The 25,930-nt window shown below is 35.5% G+C and carries 17 protein-coding genes; 5 read left to right on the forward strand and 12 right to left on the reverse strand.

Features of this window, described 5'->3' with window-relative positions:
- Positions 1-40: 40 nt before the first annotated feature.
- The 5 genes from B0A65_RS13505 (at position 41) to B0A65_RS13530 (ending at position 8,806) form a co-directional block, all read left to right on the forward strand.
- Entirely contained in the window at positions 41-2,926 is a 2,886-nt protein-coding gene (locus tag B0A65_RS13505; RefSeq protein ID WP_074662974.1) for a TonB-dependent receptor, read from the forward strand.
- 60 nt (positions 2,927-2,986) lie between these two features.
- Positions 2,987-4,501: an alkaline phosphatase D family protein gene (locus tag B0A65_RS13510; protein ID WP_083370513.1), complete on the forward strand. Its 1,515-nt coding sequence runs from the start codon at positions 2,987-2,989 to the stop codon at positions 4,499-4,501.
- Complete coding sequence (locus B0A65_RS13515; protein WP_074662969.1) at positions 4,494-5,579, forward strand: zinc-binding dehydrogenase; 1,086 nt, start codon at positions 4,494-4,496, stop codon at positions 5,577-5,579. The genes B0A65_RS13510 and B0A65_RS13515 overlap by 8 nt, the downstream gene beginning before the upstream one ends.
- 119 nt (positions 5,580-5,698) lie before the next feature.
- Positions 5,699-7,003 (forward strand): M20/M25/M40 family metallo-hydrolase, encoded by a 1,305-nt coding sequence (locus B0A65_RS13520; protein ID WP_074662966.1) that lies wholly within the window; start codon positions 5,699-5,701, stop codon positions 7,001-7,003.
- Between the two features lie 840 nt (positions 7,004-7,843).
- Positions 7,844-8,806: a CorA family divalent cation transporter gene (locus tag B0A65_RS13530; protein WP_074662960.1), complete on the forward strand. Its 963-nt coding sequence runs from the start codon at positions 7,844-7,846 to the stop codon at positions 8,804-8,806.
- 58 nt (positions 8,807-8,864) lie between these two features.
- Here B0A65_RS13530 and B0A65_RS13535 read toward each other — a convergent pair whose 3' ends face one another.
- The 12 genes from B0A65_RS13535 to B0A65_RS13590 form a co-directional block, all read right to left on the reverse strand.
- Positions 8,865-10,238 (reverse strand): MFS transporter, encoded by a 1,374-nt coding sequence (locus B0A65_RS13535; protein WP_074662952.1) that lies wholly within the window; start codon positions 10,236-10,238, stop codon positions 8,865-8,867.
- 33 nt (positions 10,239-10,271) lie between these two features.
- Positions 10,272-11,684, reverse strand: coding sequence for a glucuronate isomerase (gene uxaC / locus B0A65_RS13540; protein WP_074662949.1), 1,413 nt, complete (start codon positions 11,682-11,684; stop codon positions 10,272-10,274).
- Between the two features lie 146 nt (positions 11,685-11,830).
- Positions 11,831-13,015 carry a mannonate dehydratase gene (gene uxuA / locus B0A65_RS13545; protein ID WP_074662946.1) on the reverse strand — a complete coding sequence of 395 codons (1,185 nt, stop codon included), beginning with the start codon at positions 13,013-13,015 and terminating at the stop codon, positions 11,831-11,833.
- A gap of 26 nt (positions 13,016-13,041) precedes the next feature.
- The gene (locus tag B0A65_RS13550) at positions 13,042-13,854 is read right to left on the reverse strand and encodes an SDR family oxidoreductase (protein ID WP_074662944.1); all 813 of its coding nucleotides are present in this window, start codon (positions 13,852-13,854) and stop codon (positions 13,042-13,044) included.
- Between the two features lie 20 nt (positions 13,855-13,874).
- A complete protein-coding gene (locus tag B0A65_RS13555) occupies positions 13,875-14,537 on the reverse strand; it encodes a bifunctional 4-hydroxy-2-oxoglutarate aldolase/2-dehydro-3-deoxy-phosphogluconate aldolase (protein WP_074662941.1) in 663 nt (220 codons plus the stop codon).
- 31 nt (positions 14,538-14,568) lie between these two features.
- Positions 14,569-15,576: a sugar kinase gene (locus tag B0A65_RS13560; protein WP_074662938.1), complete on the reverse strand. Its 1,008-nt coding sequence runs from the start codon at positions 15,574-15,576 to the stop codon at positions 14,569-14,571.
- Between the two features lie 63 nt (positions 15,577-15,639).
- Positions 15,640-17,919, reverse strand: a complete 2,280-nt coding sequence (locus B0A65_RS13565; RefSeq protein ID WP_207556435.1) for a glycosyl hydrolase family 28 protein — start codon at positions 17,917-17,919, stop codon at positions 15,640-15,642.
- 493 nt (positions 17,920-18,412) lie between these two features.
- Positions 18,413-20,086 carry a c-type cytochrome gene (locus B0A65_RS13570; protein ID WP_074662933.1) on the reverse strand — a complete coding sequence of 558 codons (1,674 nt, stop codon included), beginning with the start codon at positions 20,084-20,086 and terminating at the stop codon, positions 18,413-18,415.
- Between the two features lie 8 nt (positions 20,087-20,094).
- Positions 20,095-21,084, reverse strand: a complete 990-nt coding sequence (gene mgrA, locus B0A65_RS13575; protein WP_074662931.1) for an L-glyceraldehyde 3-phosphate reductase — start codon at positions 21,082-21,084, stop codon at positions 20,095-20,097.
- Positions 21,085-21,145: 61 nt separating this feature from the next.
- The gene (locus tag B0A65_RS13580) at positions 21,146-22,633 is read right to left on the reverse strand and encodes a glycoside hydrolase family 28 protein (RefSeq protein ID WP_074662929.1); all 1,488 of its coding nucleotides are present in this window, start codon (positions 22,631-22,633) and stop codon (positions 21,146-21,148) included.
- 14 nt (positions 22,634-22,647) lie between these two features.
- Positions 22,648-24,759: a hypothetical protein gene (locus B0A65_RS13585; protein WP_074662926.1), complete on the reverse strand. Its 2,112-nt coding sequence runs from the start codon at positions 24,757-24,759 to the stop codon at positions 22,648-22,650.
- Between the two features lie 25 nt (positions 24,760-24,784).
- On the reverse strand, positions 24,785-25,930 hold a 1,146-nt coding region (locus tag B0A65_RS13590; protein ID WP_207556436.1), incomplete at its 5' end, for a glycoside hydrolase family 88/105 protein.

Consider the following 25,930-nt stretch of genomic DNA (forward strand, 5'->3'; position numbering starts at 1 on the left):
ATTTGTATAGTAATATTGCACTGTAAAAATAAACAAAAAAATGGAATTAAATCTTTTTGCTATAACTGGTAGCCTAATCCAGTATAAAAATAAAGTTGGCTTAACATTGCAGGAAAAAGTCATGAAAACAGTACTGTACATTGCAGCTTCATTATTTTTTACTTCTACATACGCTCAAGAAATTAAAGGTAAAATTAGTAATGAATCCGGACCTTTACATCCGGCTTCAATTTTGGTTATAGAACAATCTAAAACCGTGAATAATGATAAAAATGGTAATTTCTCTTTTACATTAAAACCAGGGCATTATCATTTAGAAATTTCAAGTTCAAATCATACAACAAAAGACATTCAAATCAATGTTGCTTCATCCAATATTGATTTGGGAAATATTGTACTGGCAGGTCAGGAAGAAAAACTGAAAGAAGTAGTTTTGGAATATTACACCAGCGGCGAGAAAAAGGCAATAGATATGCGTCAAAAGTCTAATGCTATTATGGACGTTGTAAGTGCAGACGCTATAGGTAAAATGCCGGATATTAGTGCTGCAGAAGCCGTACAGAGAATTCCAGGAGTAAGTATCGACAGAGATCAGGGAGAGGGCCGATATGTTACCGTTAGAGGAACACCTTCGCAATGGAGTTCGGCTACGATTAATGGAGACAGAATGCCATCAGCCAAAACTTCAGGTGATTTATTGGGAAATCGAACAGTACCAATGGATTTACTTCCAACAGAGTTTCTGGAATATATACAGGTAGTTAAAGCGATCACGCCAGAATATGAAGGAGATGCTATTGGAGGAACAATCAATTATATTCCGAAATTTTCTCCTAAAAAAGAAACCGTGCGTGTAACAGTTGCTCTTCCGTTTAACCTTCGCGCCGAAGACAAACTTAAATACAACAGTACTGTTATGTACGGAAACCGATTTTTTAATAAAAAATTCGGCTTTCTGGCGATGACCAATTACAATCAACGCAGTTATTCAACAGATGATTATGAGGTAGTTTACGGTAACCAATTGCACAATGTAAACACACTCGATGTTAGAAATTACCAGGGAGTAAGAACTTCTACAGGATTTAACCTTGCAACAGATTTTCGTTTTAACGACAGAAATAAAATTTACCTGCGCGGCTACTACAGTCAGCTTCTTGACGAAGAGCAAAATCGTAAAACGATGCATTACTTTAATAAAACGACAAGCAATGCGGTATTGCGCTGGAGTACAGTAGATTATTTGTTTAAAAATTATGGTGGCGAATTTGGTTATGAAAGCAAGCTGACAGATAAATTAAAGATGAATGCCAGACTTGCCGCTTACAACTCCTGGGCAGGTTACAATGGTCCTTCGTCTGCGACAAAAAATGACAGAGGTTATTATTATGGAAACTGGATACAAACAGTAAAATATGATAATCTGGTAAAAGTGGACGGAACCAATTACAAATTTTTGCAGGGCGATGGACCTCAGGGATATCAGGGAGATCCGGCAAATAATATTCAACCGCATTTTAGCGCTTCGACACCTTATAATGGCGATAATTATTATTTGGACAGATATGTAACTTCAATTCGTAATGTCGAAGAAAAAGACAGAGTGGCAGCAATTGATTTTGACTATAATACAACAGAAAATTTGAAGATAAAGTTTGGAGGAAAATACAGAAATAAAACGAGTACTTATGACTACCGTTACATTACCTGGACTTACGATACAAAAGCACCAAAAGCATATTTGAATAATTGGGAACGCGAACCTTTTCCAACAAACAACTGGTTTCCGGAACTTAATAATAATTATGATAATTTAAAATTTAACTATCCGACAGAACGTTCTTTTATTGATCCAATGAGTAATCCAAAAATTGCACCTTATCTGAAATACAATTATCAGGATGCTACCAACTCCAGTTATGCTACAGGAAATTATGATGATGCAGAAAATGTCTGGGCAGGTTACGGATCAGCAGAATGGGATATCAGGGAAGACCTTCGTTTTGTGGGAGGTATTCGATACGAAAATACAGCAGTTGATGCAAAAAGTTACGAGTTTAACGACATCACAAAAGTGGTTACTCCTATATACGGAAGCAAAAATTATGGTGCACTTTTGCCTATGGCGCATCTTATTTATAAACCAACACAACAACTCGATTTAAGAGCGGCAATTACCAGAACCTTTGCCCGTCCAGCCTTTAATGAGTTAAGTCCGAGTGTAAGAGTCAATCCTGATAACCTTACCGTTACAGAAGGAAACATCAATTTAAAACCAACTTTTTCATGGAACTATGATTTGGTAGCTTCTTATTATCTGAATAAAAACGATTATATCACCGGAAGTGCTTTTTACAAAGATCTTAAAGATCTTATTTACACCGCGACAACTGATGAAACGAGAACCGTAGGGGGCGAAACAGACTTATATAAAGTTTCAAGACCATTAAATTCTGACAATGCATTTTTGTATGGATTTGAATTGGGATTCAACAAGAAATTTTCTGAATTACCAGGCTTTTTAAGTGATTTTAGTCTTAAGGCAAATTATACTTTTACAAAGTCTGAAACGACTTTATCAGACAGGGGAGATGAAAAAGTGGGTTTAATGAATCAGTCTCCAAATATCTTTAATGCTTCGCTTATTTATGAGTATAAAGGTTTTGCAGCCAGATTAGCCGCCAATTATCGTGAAGGTTTTTTAGTTGAAATACGCGATAACAAAGGTGCTGACAGATATCAGGATAAGGATTTTCATTTAGATATGAATCTTTCTTATACCACGCCAAAGAACATCACCTTCTTCGTCGACCTGAATAACCTTACCAATCAGGAGTTACGCTATTATCACGGCGTAATTTCCAGACCTGAGCAGGTTGAGTATTATGGCATTCGTGGTAAAGTTGGTGTGAGTTATAGTTTTTAATAATTAGCAAACATACAGATAACATTCAAGTAGTACTATTGTATTTTTTATACCAGAAAGATGAACAGAAGGAACTTTGTTAAACGATCAATGCTCGGAATGATTCCGCTAGTGTTTCCAATTAGAGGATTTTCAATATTTGCTCCGGAAAGCAATGAATATTTTATTCATGGTGTAGCTTCAGGAGATCCAACAATTGAGGCAGTAATGCTATGGACACATATAAATACTACAATTTCGGGAGTCTGCAATGTTGAATGGCAGGTTGCAAATGATGCCGCTTTTAAAGATATAATTAAAAAAGGCGCTGTAACAACATCTTCAGAAAGAGATTATACGGTAAAAGTGGATGTTTCCGGACTCCTAAGTAACCAGGTTTACTATTACAGGTTCCTTTATAAAAATATAATTTCGGATGTTGGAGTTTGTAAAACTATGCCGGTTTCACTTGCAAATGCGCTTCAAATAGCGGTTATCAGCTGCAATAATTACGAAGATGGTTATTTTACCTCGTTTCGACATATTGCAGACAATAAGGACATTGATTATGTATTTCATTTAGGAGATTACATCTACGAATATGGTACAGGACAATATGCCAATCAAACCTTTCTTGATGAAAGTAAAAGATTCAACGATCCGCCAAATGAGCTTGTATCCTTAAACGATTATAGAAAAAGATATGCGTTATATCGTAAAGATAAAGAGCTTCAAAAAGCACATCGTACTAAATCTTTTATTTGTATTTGGGATGATCATGAGCTGGCTAATAATGCTTATTTCGGTGGAGCCAAAAATCATCAGAGTAACGAAGGAAGCTGGAGGGACAGAAGTGCGGCAGCTTTACAGGCTTATTTTGAATGGATGCCCGTTAGAGCAAAGTCGGCTAGCGAAATGATACGTTCGATTAAAATAGGAAAAGACGCAAATTTCTTTTTTCTCGAAGAACGATTAGACGGGCGTGATAAACAGCTTTTGAATAATGATCCTGAAAAAATGAGTACGCAGCGAAAAATGATCTCAAAGAAACAATTGGATTATTTATCTGATGGATTGAAACAGAGTGATGCAAGATGGAATTTTCTTGTAAATCAGGTTATGTTTACCGGATACCAGAGTAAGAAAGAAGAAAGCGTAAAAGAAGATGATTGGTGGACAGGATATCCCTATCAAAGAGAACAATTAATTGAAGTTTTTGAAGGCTTAAAAAACCCTCCTGTTATCCTAACCGGAGATCATCATCAAAGTCATGTTTTAGAATTGAATGCACCGGATGAAGCTGCAAACAAAAAACTTGTTGCCTGGGAATTTCTAACGCCATCCATAACATCAAAAAATGATGACCGCCTGACCAGCGAGCAAATTAGTAAAAAAAGCAAATTGCTGTACAAACTTAATCCGCATATGATTTATAATGATACCGCATCACACGGATATTTTGTTCTAAATGTGACTAAAGAGCAAATTAATATCAGTTATAAATTCAATACTAATATTCTTTTGAAAGATAGTGCAGAAAGACAAGGGCCTGATTTTACAATTGATAACTTAAATACCTTAAAGAAAAATGTGTAATTCATGCGTGATGCTGTTTAATGAAAAAAACGGCAGTATACTTCCAGAATATACGACTCTTCCTGAATTGCAAAAAGGGGAGATCTTAGTAAAAAATAAATATACCACCTTATGTGGCAGTGATCTGCATACTTTTACAGGAAGACGAAAAGAGCCATCACCAATTGTTTTAGGTCATGAAATTGTGGGAGAAATTATTGAAATGTCTTTCGATGAACCATTCTGTGACTTGAACGGAAGCATCTTAAAAACCGGCGATCTTATTACCTGGACTATTTTTGCCGCTACCGATACTGATGAATTTGTAACCGATAAAATGCCTCAAAAGTCGGCAAGTTTATTTAAATACGGCCATGTTCAATTTACCGAAAATGAAAAATTCAACGGCGGATTAGGTACACATTGCGTATTAAAAAAAGGAACCGGAATTTTAAAAGTACCCGCATCAATAGACGAAAAATTTGCACCAATAATAAATTGTGCCGGAGCTACTGTAATGGCGGCGCATCGTTTAATTGATCAGATTGAAAATAAAAATGTACTGATTCTTGGCGCAGGAGTTTTGGGCTTAATTGCAGCTGCAGTTGCAAAAGAAAAAAAGGCTTCATCTGTCACCGTACTCGATATTGATGACAGAAGACTGGAGAAGAGCAAATCTTTTGGCGCAGATTATATTTATAATAGTTTAAATCCTATTGAGGAACTGACCTCAATAACTTCGAAATTTTACAAAAAAGGATTTGATGCTATTATTGATATGAGTGGTTCTATTGAAGCCATAAAAATTGGTCTGCAGTTTAGCGCCATAGGAGCACAGCATATTTGGATAGGAGCTGTTACACCAACCGAGAATATTGAAATAAATCCAGAAGTAATGATTCGCAGACTCTTAAGTATAAAAGGAATGCACAATTATAACTATGAAGATTTTATAAAGGCTGTAAACTTTTTTGAAAATCATTTTACAGATTATCCATTTGATACTTTTATAGAGAAAGAATTTGCATTGCAAGATACAGAAGAAGCATTTCAATATGCCATTAAGCATAAACCTTACAGAGTTTTGATAACAATATAAATCATTCTGTAAATTGGGGGGCTAACTTTTACATTACTTAAATTCTTATATTTGATTCTGACAGGTGCGACAGAACCCGTACTTTTGGTTTAACTAAATATTATTTATAAAAGTAAACTATGAAAAAGATTATTGTTAGTGTTTTTGTTCTAAGTCAATGTTTTAATGTACATGGACAGTCGATTGATAAAATTATCACGAACAAGGAAGTAACTCGTATAGAAAAAATACTTTCGGCTGATGATATGCAGGGTAGGAGAACTTTTACTCCCGGTATTGACAAGGCATCTGCCTTTATAGAATCAGAGTTTGCGGCAATTGGTTTGCAGACTTTCAATGCAGCAACGAATTACAGACAAGAATTTTCGATGACTGCCTCTAGCGCCCTTTCTTCAAAAATTACTATTGATGGCAAAGAAATAAATAACAATCAAGTTGTAACATTCTCATACCTTCCTCAAGTTTCTTTAACTGAAAAAAGCGATATTTCTATTGTAAAAATCAATAAAGGGGATAACATTGGCGATAAGTTTAACGAATATTATAAAAGTCCGAAAAATCTTTTAGTACTAGTTGACCCTTCCTTTAATACTGTTTTACCGAATATTCAACATATTGATCGAGTAAATGCTACTCCTGGAAACAATACGATTATTTTTGTTTTTGGTACCACAGAAGCGACCACTTTCTCTGTTGAATTAACGAATACAATCTCCAATAAAAAATTGAATAATGTTGTTGGAATATTACCCGGAAAAACGAAACCAAACGAGTATGTGATTTTTTCAGGTCATTATGATCATTTAGGAGTAGGCTCTCCCGAAGAAGGTGCTCCGCATACGGCAACAGATTCTATTTATAATGGTGCTAATGATGATGCCGCTGGAACAACAGCAGTAATTATGCTTGCGAAATATTTTAAAAAACAAAATAACAACGAGCGTACTATTATTTTTACCACATTTGTAGCTGAAGAACTAGGTGGTTATGGAGCCAAATATTTTTCTAAACAGCTTGCTCCGGAAAAAGTGATTGCAATGTTCAATATTGAAATGATAGGAACAGAATCTAAATGGGGTAAAAACTCTGCTTACATTACAGGCTATGAAAAGTCGAATATGGGACAGATTTTACAAACTAATTTAACAGGAACAAGTTTTACATTTTATGCAGATCCTTATCCAGATCAACAATTATTTTATCGCTCAGACAACGCTACATTAGCCAAGCTTGGAGTTCCTGCTCATACGGTTTCTACTTCAAAAATGGATAGTGAGAAAAATTATCACACAGCCGATGATGAATTTGAAACGTTAGATATTGATAACATGACCCAAATAATAAAAGCAATTGCCTTAAGTTCTTCTTCGATTATTAGTGGAAAAGATACGCCAACAAGAGTAAATACTAGTCAACTGAAATAACATACGTAAATTATAAGAATTAAAAAAGCACTGAAATGGATTGGTTTTCAGTGCTTTTTTATTGTTTGTCTTGTTTTATTTAGATCAAAAATATTTGATTGTCGCCCTAATATCATTCAGTTTAGATTATATGGAATGATTTTAGAGTTTTGCAATTATAATTTTCTTCAAATCCTGCATAAAATGCTCCGTAAATAAGTTCGTGAGGGCCACCATAATTTACTAACCTCCAAAGTAATTTGATTTAGGATATTTTGGTTTTAGTTGTATTTCGAGTGTTTCCGAAAGAGACCAGCTTTAAACCCAAACTCGTTAGCACTAGACACAGTGGTCAAATTTCAAACTGCGCCACGAATGTGCCACAAAGATTTTGTTCGATTTTATAAATATTGAAAAGCGGTATAAAAGAAAAAACCCTGCAAATCGTTGGATTTGCAGGGTTTACCGCTCTTTTTGGCCTTTTTTGAAAACTTTGAAAATCTTGTTTTTCCTTTGTTTTCGGGCCTTCGCGGAGAAAGAGGGATTCGAACTGTAAATCCAAGACCTCCTTTATATACTGCAACTCTTAATATTTATGCCAGGTTCAAAATCTACTGCGCCACGATTCTGCCACCGAAATTTTCGTTATTTTTATAAATATTGAAACTTCAACTTGTTAAAAATGAATGTTATAATTCAAATTTTGAAAATCAAAACTAAGTAATTTTATGATAAATCGAAAGTTTTTAATTGAAAGATATTTTATTGGCTCTTGGCAAATCCGAATAATGGATTTACCTTAGTTCCAAACCAGCAGTAGTAAAATTTTCGCAATAAGCTACTTAAAAAAAAATATTCATCATGACGATTAAACTTTTAGATACAGACAGAAATATTACCAAAGTAAAAAGCATTGATGAGATACCTAAGGATCTTAAGCGAATAAATAGCGTGCAGATTATAAACTATGTTAAGAAAGATATTCCAGTTTTTGAAAAAGTTTTTGATATTGATGCCGCTATACTGAATAACAGTGAGGATATAGAAATAAGCTCTCATTATTTAGAAAAAGAAAATCAATTAGCATTTAACTTTTCATTTCCTTATTTCTCTTCACCCAATAAAATTGAAGAAGTAATTGTATCCTTTATTCTTAAGGAGAAAATTATGCTTTCTTTCATGGATATTAATTTTGAAAAGTTTATTCCTGAAAGCAAAAAACAGGAACATTTTGATAAAACAAAAAATCTTCCTTTTACAATAGATTCATTTCTCCAAATGATGATTGGAATTGTACCTGATTATTTTGCAGATTTAACGGAAGTTATTTCAAAAAATATAAAAACAATCTATTTGAGATTGCAAAAAGAGAATGATTTTTCAGAGCAGGGATTAAATGAAATAACTGCTTTGAAGTTTAATAATTTTATTGTGAAAGAATCTCTAAATGAATTTAGACGAATTTTACTTTTATTAAGAAAAAGTGATAAGCTACAGTCAGAAGTTAAAGAGGCAATTTTGATGGAACTAACTGATTTAACGGTAATAAATGAATATGTTCAAAATAATTTTGAACGTTTAGAGGATCTTAAGGATTACGTGTCAACAAGAATCGATTTACAGCAAAATAAAATATTTAAAACATTGACCATAATAACAATGTGTATTTCATTGCCGATGCTTGTTGCCGGAATTTATGGGATGAATTTTGAAAACATGCCGGAGCTCGATTGGAAATACGGATATGCTTTTGCAATCACATTAATAGTTGCCTGTTTTATTGGACCTTTGATATGGTTCAAACATAAAAAGTGGTTGAACTAATACAAACAAAAAGTGTTCAATAACTGAACACTTTTTTGTTTTTAAATTTATTTAACTATTACAAATCTTTAATTTCTGAATATTTAGGAACTAGAGTTTTCATAACTGTCCATGCAATCAAATATGCGATAGAACAAAGAACGAACATGATAGTATAACCGGTCTGAATATGACCGTGGGCTTCATAATAATCAAAAAGGGCACCACCTATTTTTGACACCAAAACACCACCAATTCCACCAGCCATTCCACCAATTCCTATAATGGAACCAATAGCTTTTTTAGGAAACATGTCTGATACCGTTGTAAATATATTGGCAGACCAGGCCTGATGTGCTGATGCTCCAACTCCAATTAATACGACCGGAATCCAGTAACTAATGTGTCCTAAAGGTTGCGCTAACAAAACTACCAAAGGGAATAAGGCAATAATTAGCATCGCTTTCATTCGCCCTTCATAGGCATTGTAACCTTTATTGATGTAATACATTGGAAAATAACCACCATAAATACTTCCAACCATGGTCATCGTGTACAATACTGAAAGCGGAAAAGCAATATCAGTTTTCACAAGTCCAAATTGTGCTTCTAAATATTTTGGCAACCAAAATAAAAAGAACCACCAGATTCCATCGGTTAAAAATTTACCTGATACAAAGGCCCAGGTTTGTTTGTATTTTAAAAGTTTAATCCAGGAAATTTTTTCTTTTGGTTCTGAAACTCCAGCTTCTTTTTCTTTAACCTCACCTTCAAGAATATAATTTAATTCTGCTGCAGAAAGTCTTTTTTGCTTTTCTGGTTTCTCATATAAGATATACCAAAAGAACATCCAAAGAAAACCAATTGCACCAATGATGATAAAGGCAGTTTCCCAACCCCAATTTACCGCAATCCACGGAACGGTTAATGGCGCTAATATGGCTCCAACATTTGAACCCGAATTAAATATTCCAGTTGCCAGTGAACGTTCTTTCTTTGGAAAATATTCGGCAACGGCTTTGATCGCAGCTGGGAAATTTCCTGCTTCACCAATGGCTAAAAAGGATCGTGAAATCATAAATCCTAAGATAGAAACCGGAACAGCGGCAATTCCCACCCAAACTAAAATGCTATTGACTGTTGTTCCAATCGGGATGGCATAAGCGTGCATAATTGCTCCAAGCGACCAAATGGTAATGGCCAAAATATAACCAGTTTTTGTACCTATTTTATCTATTATCCTTCCTGCAAAAAGCATTGAAATGGCATAAATAAATTGAAATACAGCGGTAATATTTGCATAATCAGTATTGTTCCAATTGAATTCTTTTGAAAGACTAGGCGCTAATAAACTTAATACTTGTCTGTCCAGATAGTTGACTGTCGTAGCAAAGAAGAGTAAACCGCAGATTGTCCATCTGTATTTTCCAATGACTTCGTTTTTATTGTACATTATTTTTCTTGGTTATATTAATTTGTTTATGGTTTATTTTTGATGAAATCCAAAATACTCCACAGCATTCTCGCTGCAAATTTTTTGGACTAAACGTCCAATTAAATTGATGTCATTTGGTAATTCTGCTTTTTCCATTTCATCTCCTAACACATTACAGAGAATACGGCGGAAATATTCATGACGGGGAAACGAAAGAAAACTTCTTGAATCGGTTAGCATTCCCACGAAGCGGCTTAATAATCCAAAATTGGAGAGAACATCTAATTGCTTTTGCATACCGTCTTTTTGATCTAAAAACCACCATGCCGCACCGTATTGCATTTTTCCGGGAACTAATCCGTCGTTGAAATTGGCCGCCATTGATGCGAACATTTCATTATCTCTGGGATTCAGATTGTAAACTATGGTTTTAGTCAGGGCGTCATTTGAGTTTAATTTATCAAAAAAGCCACTCATGCTTTGTGCCATGGTCAAGTCTCCAATAGAATCAAATCCCTGATCAGGGCCAATGAGGTTCATCATCTTGCTATTGTTATTACGAATAGCACCAACATGAAATTGCTGAACCCATGATTTTTTATAATTCATAACGGCAATTTCGAACAATAAAGCCGATTTGTATTTTTCAATTTCTAGTGAAGTTAAAGAAGCGGACTGCATTGCTTTTTCAAAAATCAGGTTGACTTCTTCTTTGGTAGCACTAGCATTATAAAATGATGCATGACCATGATCTGAAATTTTGCATCCTCGGAGATGAAAAAAATCATGACGGATTTGCAACGCTTTTACCAAATCATCAAAACTTTTGATTCGGAACACAACAACTCGTTCTAATTTTTTGATCCATAAAACAAAAGCTTCTCCTTTTTCAATTTCAGTTGCTTTATCAGGTCTAAAAGTAGGTAGTACTGAGATTGTAAATCCTTCGTCAAGAAGTTGCTTATGATATTGTAAATCGTCGGTAGGATCATCGGTTGTTCCTACCATTTTTACATTCATTTTATGCAATAAATTGCGAACGCTGTATTCTGGTTTTTTCAATAATTCATTGCAAGCATCATAAATTCTTTTTGCTGATTCAGCGTTTAATAGTTCGGTTACCCCAAAGTAACGTTGCAGCTCTAAATGTGTCCAGTGATACAAAGGATTTCTGAGCGTGTTCGGAAGCGTTTCGGCATATTTTTGAAACTTTTCAAAGTCAGAAGCATCACCAGTAATGTATTTCTCATCAATACCATTGGCGCGCATGGCTCTCCATTTATAATGATCGCCTTCGATCCAAAGTTGGGTTATGTTTTCAAACTGACGATCTTCAGCAATATCTTTTGGAGAAAGATGCGAGTGATAATCGTAAATGGGTTGTGTTTTTGCAAAATCGTGATAGAGTTTTTTTGCAAAATCGTTATGTAGTAAAAAGTCGTCTGTTATAAAGCTTTTTTGCATGATTTTATTTTAAAATTTTCTTTGAATGGCTTATTTTACGATGAAATCTTTTGTAAAACTTCATAGCTGCTTACGCCAGCCATAAGTGTGAAAATAACTAAAGAATTCTGCTCCAAATTTTTAAATCTGGAGCAGAAAACTATTATTTACAAACTTCTTTTGATTCCCAGTTCCAATCCTCGTAATTCGGCTAGACCTCTTAAACGGCCAATTCCAGAATATCCAGGGTTAGTTTTCTTCTTTAAATCGTCCAGCATTTGGTGCCCGTGATCCGGACGCATTGGCAATTTGGTACCATTTCTTTTTTCTACAATAAGAATTTCTTTTACAACTTCATACATGTCGACATCGCCTTCTAAGTGATTTGCTTCGTAAAAGTTGCCTTGCTCATCACGTTGTGTACTTCTTAAATGGATAAAATTCATTTTATCGCCATGACGTCTTACAATTCCGGCTAAATCATTATCTGCTCTAACGCCGTAAGATCCTGTACACATCGTAAATCCGTTTGATTTAGAATCGTAAGCTCTCATTAATTCTATAAGATCATTTTCAGTACTCACCACTCTCGGTAATCCTAAAATTGGGTAAGGAGGATCGTCAGGATGAATAGCCATCAATACATGATTGCTTTCTGCAACCGGAATAATTTCTCTTAAGAAAAAGAATAAATGTTCTTTTAATTTATTGCTGTCAATTCCGTCATAAGCTGCCAACGTAACCAAGAAATCTTCAACAGAATAAGCTTCTTCAGCACCGGGCAATCCTGCCAGAATATTTTGCTGAAGTTTCTTTTTGTCTTCTGGTGATGCTTTTTCAAAGTAAGCTGTAGCTGCTTTAATTTGCTGTGCTGAATATGATTTTTCAGCATCCGGACGTTTTAAAATAAACAATTCAAAGGCTGCAAATTCAGTCATATCAAAACGAAGTGCTTTTGAACCGTCTGGCATTTCATAAGACAAATCTGTACGTGACCAGTCTAAAACAGGCATGAAATTGTAACAAACGCAGTGAATACCACACTCAGCAAGATTTTTAATGCTTTGTTTGTAGTTTTCGATGTATTGAAGATAATCTCCACTTTGTTTTTTGATGTCTTCGTGTACCGGAATACTTTCAACTACAGTCCAGTTTAATCCTGTCAGGCCATTAGCCTGATTTCCATCTTTGTATTTTACAATATCAATTCTCTTCTGAATTTCTTCAACTTCCCAAACCTGACCGTTTGGAATATGATGTAATGCTGTTACAACGCCTGTTGCACCTGCTTGTGCTATGTCTGATAAAGAAACGGGATCGTTTGGCCCGAACCATCTTAATGTCTGTTTCATCTTCTTTTATTTTAAAATTTTACTAATTAAATACTTGTTGCTCCAAAACCACCATCAACTTTGATCACTGTTCCGGTTACGAATTTTGAAAGGTCGCTGCATAGGAATAACAATACACCGTCTAAATCTTCTGGTACACCAAAACGTCCCATTGGAGTGTGTTCAATAATCTTGATTCCTCTTGGCGTAAGATCTCCTTCTGGAGTTAACAACAAAGCGCGATTTTGTTCTCCAATGAAAAATCCCGGAGCAATTGCATTCACACGAATTCCTTCTCCATATTTTGAAGCCAGTTCTACAGACATCCATTTCGTAAAATTATCGATCGCCGCTTTTGAAGCAGAATAACCAACCACTCTCGTTAAAGGACGTTCAGCTGAAGCCGAAGAAATATTAATGATAATTCCACTTTTTTGTGCTGCAAAAAGTTCAGAAAATACTTTTGACGGCAACATTGTTCCGATAACATTTAGATCCATTACTTTTTGTAAATCGCCTAATTTTAAGTCATAAAATGCCTGGTCAGGTCCGATAGTTGCACCTGGCATATTTCCACCGGCAGCATTAATTAAGATATCCAATCGGCCATATTTTTCTTTTATAAAATCGCGAATGGCTTCAAGATCTTCCTGATTTAAAACATTTCCTTTTACTGCAAAAGCTTTTCCGCCAATGCTTTCAATTCGATCTACAGCTGTCTGAGCTTCTTCAAGTGTCAGTCCGACAATTCCTGTAGTAACACCTTGTTTTGCCAATACTTCGGCCATATTGCTTCCTAAAACTCCAGCACCTCCGGTAATAAGGGCAATTTTTCCTTCTAGATTTAACATTGAATTCATTTTTATAATTTATTGATTTGTTATTTGTTTATAGTTTTTATAATGTTCAGGACGTTTTTAGTTTGATTTTCAATAGTCTGATAATCCTTTTCGTCCATCAATTTTTTGCTAATTAATTTACTTCCCATTCCAACTGCGGATACTCCTGCGTCGAACCAGGCCTGAATGTTTTCTTTGGTTGTATCAACTCCTCCGGTTGGCATAAAAATCAGATCTGGAAAAATGTCTTTTATGCTGGAAAGAAAGTCGGGTTCTATTTTGTTTCCCGGAAATAATTTTATGAACTGAATTCCTTTATTTTCAGCGGCAATTATTTCAGTCGGTGTCATACAGCCAGGGATGTATAAAATTTCTTTACTCTTTAATAAAGCAGCTACTTCAGGAACAAATCCCGGACTTATAAAAAAGTCGGCGCCCAATTCTAAATAAGCTTCTGTTTGTCTTTCATTTTTAATGGTTCCAATTCCGATAAGCAAATCGAACATTTCAGCGTCGCGAACTGCTATCATTTTTTTGAAGTTTTCTGTTGCTTCAACTCCTCTGTGTGTGTATTCAATTGCTTTTATTCCAGCTCTGTAAAGTGCTCGCAATATTTCAATACTTACCGTTTCATCTTTATTGAAGTACAAAGGCAAAGTGCCCTGATTGGTAATCGTCGTTATAATCTGGTCTATTTTACTCACTTTTATTTAGTTTAATTGATTTTCTGATTTATCATCGAATAACTCTTCCGCCCGTGGAACCGTTCATTAAAGCTGTAATGTCATTGACCGAAGCCAAATTAATATCGCCAGCTATTGAATGTTTTAGGCAAGAACCTGCCAAAGCATATTCTACCGTTTTTTGAGGATCTTCCGGCCAGTTGATGAGTCCATATATAAGTCCGGCCATAAATGCATCACCGGCTCCGATACGGTCGATAATGTGTGAAATTTTATATTCTCCGGATTGATATAGTTTTGAATCGCTCCATAAAACTGCCCCAATTGTATTTGAAGATGCGTTGGCATTATAGCGCAGCGTAGAAACAATTGTTTTTAATTTTGGATGCTGTGCGTGCCATTTTTTATAGACCGTTTCGAAAGATTCTTCTTCGGTTGTTTTTATAGCGAGACAATTTTCAGAATCATCAATACCGCCTAAAAGCACATCGCAATACTGGATGAGGTTTGGCATTATTTCATTGGCTTTTTTGCCGTAATTCCATAAGGTTGGCCTGTAATTTAAATCGGCAGAAATAGTTAGTCCCATTTCAGAAGCAATAATTAAAGCTTCTTCACAAACAGCTGCCAAATCCTGAGAAAGGGCAGGCGTGATGCCCGACCAGTGAAACCATTTTGCATCTTTAAAAATGGTTTTCCAGTCAATCATGCCTTTTTTTAATAAAGAAAAGGAAGAACTGTTTCGGTCATAGATTACCCGTCCAGGTCTTTCGGACGCACCTTGTTCGAAATAATATATTCCGATTCGTTCTCCCTTTCTGATAATATTTGCTCTCATTCCATACGAAAGCATTTCACTCTCTGCAGATGCCCCAAGTTCATTTTGAGGAAGTGCAGTAACAACATTCACATCACAACCCATTAAGGCCAACGATGCGCCCACATTTGCTTCGGCACCGCCATAGTGTGCTTCAAATGCTTTTGATTTAAAAATTTTTAAATGATTTGGAGGTGAAAGACGAAGCAATATTTCTCCAAAACACACGATTTTATCTGACATAACTTATTTATTTGTAATTTGCTTTTGTATGGAAATGAGAACCAATATTTTACTATTTAATGCTTAATTAACCATCAGCTTTTTGTTTGTAACTTTGTTGCTTGATTTTAATGAAACCACATAAATTCCAGTTTTTAAAACGGAACTTAAATCAATTTGTAATGCATTTTCAGCGTCTATTTTTTTAGAAAAAACTGTATTTCCAGTGCTGTCATAAACTTGTATTGAAGTATATTTTTCGCCATGAAAATCAATATTTAAGATTCCGTTAGTTGGATTTGGATACACATAAAACCCTTCTTCAGCCAATGGCTCAGTTGTTACTGCAGTAGTTTTAGCACCTTTAGCAGCAATACCTCCAGAAGTAGTTTTTACCACTAAATAATCTACATTCAATTCTGTAGTTCCCTCGGTATCGCGTAATTCGATTACATTATTTCCTTGATTAAGAGCACTGTTTAAAGCAACTTCAGTAAAAGCTAAAGAAGAAGATGTGATCACCCCTTTTTTTACACCGTTTACGTAAAGCCCCATTTTTCTTGTACCTGCAGAATAAACTGCAACATTAAAGGCTAAACTATAAGTACCTGCTGAAGTCATGTTAACATTTCCCCATTTAAGAAATCCGCCCGCATTTAGGTCAACATATCTTCCGGTAGCTCCATCGTTTATAGTTCCTTCGTTGATTAAAGCATTTTCTGCCTCGTAAATATTTTTATTTGTAATCTCAAATTCCATAGTGCTTACAGCTCCACAAGCATTCGTATAAGTTGCTGTGTATGTTCCGTATTTTGCATCCGAGATATTCGAAATAGTAACTTCGCGTGAGCCAGAACTAAATCCGTTTGGTCCGGTCCAGCTCCAGCTTCCATTTGCTGGTTGAGGTCCAAAACTTACAGACGCACCAGTAGCAGCAACAGTAATCGGAACATTTCTCCATGCGCCGTTATTTACTTTTGCGAAAGGATCAACAGGAATTCTGGTACATCCATTAGTTTCATGAACATCAGCTGTTGTACTGTCAAAATAAGTTCTTGTACGGCTGCTGTTTCCTGTATTGATAAAATCACAGCTGTTAATATCCAAACCATCTATTCCACGTGCCCAGATTCCATAGGCATTTGCGATTCCGTTATTTTTAACTTCAGGATAATTTCCGTTCATGCAGGTAGGAATAACTCCGGCATTTGAACTGTAATTGTAAACCGTAATATTGTTAAGCGTAACATCTTCAATTTTAGTAGTTTCGGCACAATCATAATTGAATACTACTGGTTGTATCGTTGCTTTTTTGCAATTGATATTTTCAATTAAAATATTGCTTAGCTTACCATTAAATGGGCTATTATTTCCTCTGTTTTGCAATTCAAGATAGATAGGATTGTAGCAGCTGTTGATCGTAAAATTTCTAACTGTAATATCATGCACATTGGTATTATCATTACTTTGTAAGGTAATCGCTGAAATACAATCACCAGTAGAGATAGGATCTTCTCCTGAAGCAGCAGGATTAGAATGTTTGTTTATAGTAACATTCTCGGCAATGATGTCATACACATCATTTTTTGTATCAGTACCAATCTTAAACGCATTACAGGAAGAAGCCAGAATACAGTTCTTGATTCTTACTTTATGCAAAGGAGCTTCTGGTTTAACTTTTAAACAAAGAGCATCGTCACCTACTTCAATATCGCAATTGGTAATAGTCACATCATAACAGCTTTGAATATCTAAACCATCGGCAGATCCATGAAAGTTGTCAAAAGGTCGACCACGAATCAAAAGATTGTCTGCAATTACAAGGTTACATCTTTCAATATTGATGGCGAAGTTTGGAATATTTCTTACGGTTAAATGGTGAATATTCACATTCGTACAGCCAATTAACTCAATACCACGTCCGGGTTTTTGATAAGGTCGAGTACTACGCTCATAAACCAGACCACCCCCATCAATAATACCACCCCCAGTAATTTCGATATTCTTAAGGTTTTCACCAAAGAATAGATCGCTTCCGTTTTCGCGCCATACATAGATTGTATTGGCTTTGATTAGTGCACCCGGAGAAATGATAACTGTTAAATCGTTTGATTTTAGCGTTAAACCGCTATCCATTAAATAAGTTCCATCAGGAAAAAATAAAATATCACCCGGCTGGCAGGCGTTAATAGCATTTTGGATCTGCACAGTCGCATAAGTGGCCCCCGTGTTATCCGCTCCGTAACCTGTTACCACATTTCGGGTGGCGCTCCAAAGCACTGACGCGTTAAATAAAAACGCTACACTTGTTAAAAATAAAATCTTCTTCATCGAGATCCGATGCAAATTCAAAATTGTTTTCATTGTAAATTGTTTTTTAAGGTTAGAAAATAAAGTGATTGTGTAATAGTTGCGCATTTATAAATTAGCAGGAATTGTATTTGTAATTGGTTATTTTACAGCTAATTATGTTGCGTGTGCGCACACGGTTTTTAAGGTGTTTTTATCATAATTCGTGGTTTTGAAATGTTATTTATTATAATTAATTCTAGTTTTTAATTTTGCAATTCATTAATCAATTTACTTAAAGTGTAATCCCTACAGGATAATTTTATCTTGTTGATTTCTGTATTTTCTACCAATATTTAAATCCTAACGGATTATTTCTCATTGGTAATCATAACTGAAAACACTTTTTGAGACTATTTAAATCCTAACGGACTATATCTTATTGTTAGCCATAATTATATCTCTTAGAGATTATATGTTGGTAGAAAATAAATTACAAATACAACGTTTGTTCCGTAGGGACTACATATCATTACCTAGCTGCCTTACTATCTTCTCATAATATTTGTTATTTAATTTTGCGAACGGCACTAACTTCTTCATTTGAAACAGCATCGGCTTTATTACCAAAGCTATTACGCACATAGGTTAACACATCTGCAATTTCTTTATCTGTTAAAAAGCGGTGTGATGGCATTGCATTACTATACATTTCTCCATCAAGTTTACCGCCTTTAAGTCCATTAAGTAGCGTCTTAATTAGTTTACTTTTTTCACCCATAACATTACTGGATTTTTTAAGTGGTGCATTAAGATTGGTTACGCCTGTTCCGTCATCCATGTGGCATACAGCACAATTTCTGCTATAAATTTGCGCTCCGGCGGCATTTATTTTGTTGGTTTTATCCAATATTTTATCATCATCTTTTATTACGGTTTTAGGTTTAGAAGATTCGAGATTCTGCGTTATTCTGTTTTCATCGTAGGTAATTTTATAGATAGCTCCCTTTTTATCATCAGAAATATAAAGGGAACCATCTGGTCCTTGTGCAAGACCGCACGGACGACGTATTGCCTTTCCCGATGCAGTATTTTCTGCCGATCCAGAAAAACCATCAGCAAAGACTTCCCAGTTTCCATAAGGTTTTCCGTTTTTGAAAGGCTGAAAAACAACAAAATATCCCATTTGAGGTTCCGGTCTGCGATTCCATGAGCCGTGAAAAGCTATAAAGGCCCCGTTTTTATATCGTTTAGGGAATTGATTTCCTGTGTAAAACAAAATGTCATTTGGAGCTAAGTGAGCCGGATAAGCAGCTATTGGATCCAAATATTTAGAACTGCCTTCCTTTTTACCGTCACCGCCATATTCCGGCATCTGGATTTTCTTCTTTTTTAAATAATCGTAATAAATAAAAGGCCAGCCTGCATTGTCTCCTTTTTTCAATGCATACATGCATTCAGCAGGAATTTCAGCATTTTGTTTGATTGTGTATAAATCAGGAAAAAGGTAATCCAATTGATCACGTCCGTGCTGCATTACAAAAAGCTGATTGGTTTGTGTATTCCAGTCAACAGCGACAACATTTCGTAATCCCGTGGCATATCGCACACCATCCTCAATAGTTTGATTCAGGACATTCGATTTAAACTGCCAGACTCCACCGCTGATTTTCAAAAGTGGACAATCAGGGATACCCATTGATCCTTTTTTTCGGTCTTCCTGCTGGCAGGAATTTAATGGACAGCCAATCGGAATATACATGTTTCCTTTATTGTCCATCATAATTGATTTTGTTTCATGCGTGCCATTATCCAATAATCCGGTAACGATGGTTTCGCGTGCTGTTGTATCGATTACTTGTCCGTTTTTATCCAGTTTATACCTGAAAATTTCTGAGTTAGAAGAGGTGTAGAGATATCCTCTGTAAAGATGAACTCCAGTTCCTCCATAATTTCCAAAACCAAATTTTACAGTCGCTTTTCCATTTTGCTGTTCTAATAATAATGTCCCTTTTCCGTTGATAGGTTTGGCAAGTCTTGCATAAATTCTGTCATTGTCTGTAACGGTTATGTGCCTTACCTTTCCAAGACTGTCTATCAGCTTTATAGCAACAAAACCTTGAGGTAATTCTAGCTCAGTATTAAGTATGTAAACGGTGTCTTTGGATTTAATCATAGCCACCACGCTTGCCAGAATAACAAGAACGAGTATAAGTACTGGAATGGTGTCATTTTTTTTCATGATAAAATCTATTTTAGAATAGTATTTATAGTCTGTAATTCCTCATTTGTAAAAGAGGTATTTTTTAATGCTTCAATTGAATCTATAATTTGCTCAGGTTTGCTTGAACCAATTAGAACTGAAGTTACACGCTCATCACGCAATAACCAGGACAATGCCATATGAGCCAGTTTTTGTCCGCGCTGTCTTGAGATATTATTAAGCAGTGAAATTTTTTCTAATATTTCCGGAGTAATATGACTCTCTTTTAAAAATTGTCCGCTAGTAGCAACTCTTGAATCTTTTGGTATTCCGTTTAAATATTTATCAGAAAGTAATCCTTGTGCCAATGGAGAAAACGGGATGCATCCAACACCTTGTTTTCCCAATACGTCCAATAATCCGTTTTCAGGTTCACGAACGAACATCGAATATTTAGGCTGATGTATAAGGCAGGGTGTTCCTAAATGTTTTAATAACTTTACAGCCTGCAATGTTTGTTCAGCATTATAATTTGAGATTCCAACATATAATGCTTTTCCTTGTCTGACAATTAGATCAAGAGCGGCCATAGTTTCTTCCAAAGGCGTTTCAGGATCGGGTCTGTGATGATAAAAAATATCAACATAATCTAATTTCATTCTTTTAAGACTTTGATCCAGACTTGAAGCCAAATATTTTTTTGAACCCCAATCGCCATACGGGCCATCCCACATGGTATAACCGGCTTTAGAAGAAATAATCATTTCATCTCTATGGCATTTAAAATCCTGCTTCAGAATTTTTCCAAAATTTTCTTCAGCAGAGCCAGGCGGCGGACCATAATTATTTGCCAGATCAAAATGGGTTATACCATTATCAAAAGCTGTTTTGATAAGTTCGCGGCTGTTTTCGAAATTATTTACATTTCCGAAATTATGCCATAAACCCAACGAAAATGCAGGTAGCTTAATGCCCGAATTTCCACAACGTCTGTATTCCATATTTTGATATCTTTCTGATGAAGGCTGATAAGTCATTGAAGAAATGTTTATTTGTTTAATCGCTGATTCGTTTATTTGTTCGATTTACCTAACTATTTTACTTTTTCGCTTTATCTACATTCTCACAATCTTCAATAACAATTGCTTCACGCGGATCCTTACATTTCAAATCGAATTTTAAGTTTTCGATTTTTAAACCATTCACGTATTTAAAATTGAAACCATAGCTTGTCATATTTCCAAAAGTATCAGGTGATGGGTATCCGCGTTTTTTGGCTGCAAGAAGTGCCGTCATATCAATATTGCGATCTGCGGTTTCTCCCGGATGAGTCAATTCAATAGCGATATTTTCAAGAACCACATTATTCACTTTATTGGCATTATCTAAACCGGTAACAGAAGACGCCATTGGCCCCGCACCAAAAGCTTTCATATTTGATATTCTAATATTTTTTATACTTCCAATTGGTGGTGTTGGAGCAGAAGCGGTATGTTTGCGGCTTCTGTTTCCAAGAGTTACAAATATGGGTGTAACACAATCAGTAGCTTCGATATTATCAAACCACACATTTTCCATTTTTCCACCGTCGGTAATGATAAGGGTGATTGCTGTGCGGGTTGTTTCTGTTCCGTTTACTTTGTGTAAACCAGTTACAGATTGTACCACTTTACAATTGCGGTATATGATATTTTTAAATCCACCTGTAGTTTCAGTTCCTAATTTTAGAGAATTACAATGACTGGCCGCGGTACAGTTTTCGATCAGTACATTTTCGCACAATGAAGTTCCGTTGCTTTTTAAACATATAGCATCGTCGTCACTGTCGAAACGCGAATTACGAACATACACATTGCGACAACCGTCAATATCGATTCCGTCATTGTTTTGATGTGCGTGATTAAATACATTCATATTCTCAACCATTAGATTTTCGCAATCTAAATAATGCTGTAACCATTGTGGTGAATTTAACAGCATTACACCACTCATATAAATGTTTTTTGAACTGATGATTCGTATTCCGTAAGGTCTGCGTTTGTCATTATTTCCGGTACCTAAATAAGTAGCGCTGGTTCCCTGAAAATCAATTATACCTTTTCCGGTAATGGAAATTCCGTCTACTTTTTCAGCATAAAACAATGATTTATCAACCTGAAGATCAGTGTTGTTTTTGTAGGCAGGCTGTACTACGATATAGTCTTTAGGATCTGTGCTTCCCAATATTCTCACACCTTTATCCAATTCAATATGAACTCCTGATTTTAAAATAAGTGTTCCTGTTAAGTACATTCCTTCTGGAAAAAATAGGCGCGCCGGTCCTTTTTTAGAACATTCATCAATTGCAGCCTGTAGTTGTTTTGTCGTTAATTGTTTTCCGTCATTAATAGCGCCAAAATCTTTTACTACGTTATAAACTGGCAAATTACTGTGATCAGCAGCAAGTGATTTTTCGAGTTTTTTTGCCATTACTTCCAAATCTGAAGCTAGTTTCAAATGATCAAAACTATTGGTTTGTGCAATTGTAATATTGGTACAAATGAAAGCTATAAGGCTAAAGAATGAGATTGATAACTTCTTTTTCATGATATTTTTGTATTTTATTTAAGCGCTATTTTCTTTTTGATAGTTTCGTTTTTCTTTAATGTGATATTTTCTCCGTTGAGGTCGAATTCGCAGTCTTTCCAGGCTTTTAATTCTAATGAAGCCGATTTTCCTTCGAGTTCACCACTCACAATTACACCCAATTTAGAGTAGATATTTTGCAGATATACTTTTTCTTTCCACGGATTACATTTTGCTATTTCAAGTTTGCCGTACCAGTCTGTCACAATGTTGTTTAAAAGTGATTGCGTAATAAGTCCGTTGGTAATATTGTAATAAGCGTCTTTATAAACACCGCTGGTTTCATAAACCTGAATCCATTCGGCATCAACATAATCTGCTTTTCTCAGATTATCCCAATCTTTCTGCCATCCTTCGACATCTCCCATTCTTGAACCAGCCAGTAAAAATTCGCCTAAAGTCCATCCGTAGAAATAAGGTTTTTTGGCTCCCATTGTAATATCATATCGCAGTTCGTAAGCGGTCTTTGAAGTCTCCGAAACTGTTTTTTCGATTGGAAGAAATGCCAGGGGATTTAACTGTACAGGATGTTTTTGACTTCCAAAATCAGATTCTCCGCGTCCTCTGTTGGTAAAATAAATACCTCTTTGTGATTTTAATGCAGGAAAAGACAATCCTTCTTTTAGAATTTTAGCGTAAGTTCCATCTTCATCCAAATCCAATTCTATGGCTTTTTGAAAACAATATTCGGCACTAAAAAGAGCACACAAATAATCATCCTGATTGACACCGCCTTTTTCATCTTGTCCTGTTGAAGGCTGAATGATGATGTGCCAAAGATTATCAGCTTCTTTTTTAGAAATGCTTTTGTAGAATTTTGCCAATTCAGCAATTAAGGGTTTTGCGTTTTTTTCTGTCCAGTTTTTATCGTTTACGAAAACCGAAGTTTCATAAGCCATTCGTGCCATATAACCCGAATTATGAATTTCGTAATAAAACTTATTTGGAACAGCGGGATCGTGATAACCTTCAAAATCTCCGTATGGAAAAGTCCACGGTGCCATAATTCCATCCACATTTAAAAGGCGTTTTGTATAGGCTTTCATTCCCGGAATTCTGTCTGCAAAATTTTCAACCCATGATTTTGCCAAATTGATGTTTCCTGTTGAAAGCAAAATAGCATGTACAAAGGAAACATCCTGCGGATAACCAAACGACCAGTGATTTCCTGTAAAGCCCATTGGCGGTGGCAAACCTAATTTTTGATCATTAAACGAACTTAAAAACTGAGCCATAGAACGAACCCATAATTTTTGCGCATTTAAATCGGGAACAATAATAATTCCCATATTTTGCCATTTCGAATGCCACCATTCACTATTTTGATTTAAAGATTTTTCTGCCGAAATAGAAATTGGTTCTTTAACAGAAAGAAGGATATTGTTTTCTCCCGATTTTAATTTCAAAACCAAATTATTATCCTGAAGTTTAACCGAAGCATTTGTGTTTAGATAAACAATTGTTTTGGCATTCAAACAAGAAAGTTCAATTTTCCATTGATCCTTTTGCTGTGTTATTTTTGATATTTGAGTCAATTTTTGATCGTAATGAACATCTAAAATATCAGACGGTTTGAAAATAACATCAGAAGCTTTTCCTTCTACATTAATTTTTATTCCTGCCAGATTTGTATTAACGGCATCAAACCAGGTTAATACAGTAACTTTATTTTGAGCTTCTTCAAAATGAGTTGAAATAGTTCCATCATAATAGCTTTGATTCTGACTGTAATTTGTTGTTTTTACAGGTTCTTTTTCCCAATAAAAATGAGCAAGCGGTATCAGATAATCAGCGCCAAATTTTGCTCTGATATAATGGTGTATATTGAAGTATTCTGTTTTTCCGTATTTGGTAAAGGAAGCATTTTTTGAAGGATCAATATGCAATCCAAGCGGACCGTATGAACTTCCAAAAACACCATTTCCCTGATACAAATTAATAGTGGCTGTATCAGACAAAGATTTTCTCTCGAGCTCTGTCGATCGTATTGTTTTTTCAATATCCTTAGCACTTATAGCTGTTTTTTGTGCCATAATTGGACAAAGAACAGATAGGAATAAGCCTAATAGTATTATTTTTTTAGTCATTATTTTTTATTCTTTTGTCATTAAATTAGTTTCGAAGTAAGGCCGTTGCGCACCATAATAAAGGCGCTTGCCCGTGCATATCTCCGGTAAGTCGGGCACGATCGAGATAATATTGCCTGTCGTTCTTCTTGTTGGTTCCCTGGCAAACTTCCCGAATATCTCCATTTTTATCAAAATAGGTTAGAAGAGCTAACCAACCTTTTCTTGCTGCAGGCTCGTATAATTTTTTATCCAACCAGCCATTTTTAACTCCCGTAATTATAGCAAACGTAAACATGCCTGTGCAGGAAGTTTCCGGCCATGATTGTGGATCATCAATTAATTGTTTCCACATTCCCGTTTCATCCTGATATTGTAATAATGTTGCCATCATTTTTTTATAACCTTCCATAATTTTTGCCCTTTGAGAATGATTTTTAGGCAAGGTTTTTAATAGCTCAGCACAACCTGCTGCCATCCAGCCATTGCCACGTCCCCAAAAAAAGGGAACATCGGGCGCGTGGTAAAAAAGCCCATTTTCTCTTTGCAAAGAATTTAGATATACAACCATTTCATTAGCGGCACGGTCAATATATACAGTATTATTTGTTGCACGTGTTGCTTGTGATTGGATAAGCGTGATCATGTACATATCGTCAATCCACAATCTTGTTTGCCATGAAAGTCCCTTCCTTAAATACTCCTGTAATTCCGGTTTCAATTTTAAACTATCCGGAGTATTCCATTGTTTGTCTGCATAATTCTTACCGATCGCGAAATAAACTTCTTGTTTAGTTTGTTGGTACAATTCCAATGGGATTGCTCCAAAAACTGTACGGTCAACATGATCTGGAACCGGAATAAGATTAGCTTCTTTTTTTATCAGAATATCAAATCGATCTTTCAGTTGGCCTGCTAATTTTTTGTTTCCACTTTCCTTAGCAAAAGTGAGTGCGCCGTACCATACACAAACTTCAGAATAAGTGATATTTTTTGGCGGTGTTGGTTTTCCAAAATTTGTATGTGGCGTTTCAATAAACCTTTGTGCAACACGTTGTCCAATTTCTTCCGGCGAAGTTCCCTTAGGCCAATGTTTTAAATCAGCTTGTGCATGAGCAAAGCTGATCATTGAAAGAGATACTGCAACGGTAAAAATTAGAATTTGTCTCATCCTATTATTATTATTATTATT

The sequence above is a fragment of the Flavobacterium frigidimaris genome (genome assembly GCF_002217275.1).
In the GTDB taxonomy this organism is placed as follows: domain Bacteria; phylum Bacteroidota; class Bacteroidia; order Flavobacteriales; family Flavobacteriaceae; genus Flavobacterium; species Flavobacterium aquidurense.

Bases quoted from the DNA above. Each gene is read 5' to 3' on its own strand.
- B0A65_RS13505 (WP_074662974.1), top strand. From the start codon at position 41: ATGGAATTAAATCTTTTTGCTATAACTGGTAGCCTAATCCAGTATAAA.
- B0A65_RS13510 (WP_083370513.1), top strand. From the start codon at position 2,987: ATGAACAGAAGGAACTTTGTTAAACGATCAATGCTCGGAATGATTCCG.
- B0A65_RS13515 (WP_074662969.1), top strand. From the start codon at position 4,494: ATGTGTAATTCATGCGTGATGCTGTTTAATGAAAAAAACGGCAGTATA.
- B0A65_RS13520 (WP_074662966.1), top strand. From the start codon at position 5,699: ATGAAAAAGATTATTGTTAGTGTTTTTGTTCTAAGTCAATGTTTTAAT.
- B0A65_RS13530 (WP_074662960.1), top strand. From the start codon at position 7,844: ATGACGATTAAACTTTTAGATACAGACAGAAATATTACCAAAGTAAAA.
- B0A65_RS13535 (WP_074662952.1), bottom strand. From the start codon at position 10,238: ATGTACAATAAAAACGAAGTCATTGGAAAATACAGATGGACAATCTGC.
- uxaC (WP_074662949.1), bottom strand. From the start codon at position 11,684: ATGCAAAAAAGCTTTATAACAGACGACTTTTTACTACATAACGATTTT.
- uxuA (WP_074662946.1), bottom strand. From the start codon at position 13,015: ATGAAACAGACATTAAGATGGTTCGGGCCAAACGATCCCGTTTCTTTA.
- B0A65_RS13550 (WP_074662944.1), bottom strand. From the start codon at position 13,854: ATGAATTCAATGTTAAATCTAGAAGGAAAAATTGCCCTTATTACCGGA.
- B0A65_RS13560 (WP_074662938.1), bottom strand. From the start codon at position 15,576: ATGTCAGATAAAATCGTGTGTTTTGGAGAAATATTGCTTCGTCTTTCA.
- B0A65_RS13565 (WP_207556435.1), bottom strand. From the start codon at position 17,919: ATGAAAACAATTTTGAATTTGCATCGGATCTCGATGAAGAAGATTTTA.
- B0A65_RS13570 (WP_074662933.1), bottom strand. From the start codon at position 20,086: ATGAAAAAAAATGACACCATTCCAGTACTTATACTCGTTCTTGTTATT.
- mgrA (WP_074662931.1), bottom strand. From the start codon at position 21,084: ATGACTTATCAGCCTTCATCAGAAAGATATCAAAATATGGAATACAGA.
- B0A65_RS13580 (WP_074662929.1), bottom strand. From the start codon at position 22,633: ATGAAAAAGAAGTTATCAATCTCATTCTTTAGCCTTATAGCTTTCATT.
- B0A65_RS13585 (WP_074662926.1), bottom strand. From the start codon at position 24,759: ATGACTAAAAAAATAATACTATTAGGCTTATTCCTATCTGTTCTTTGT.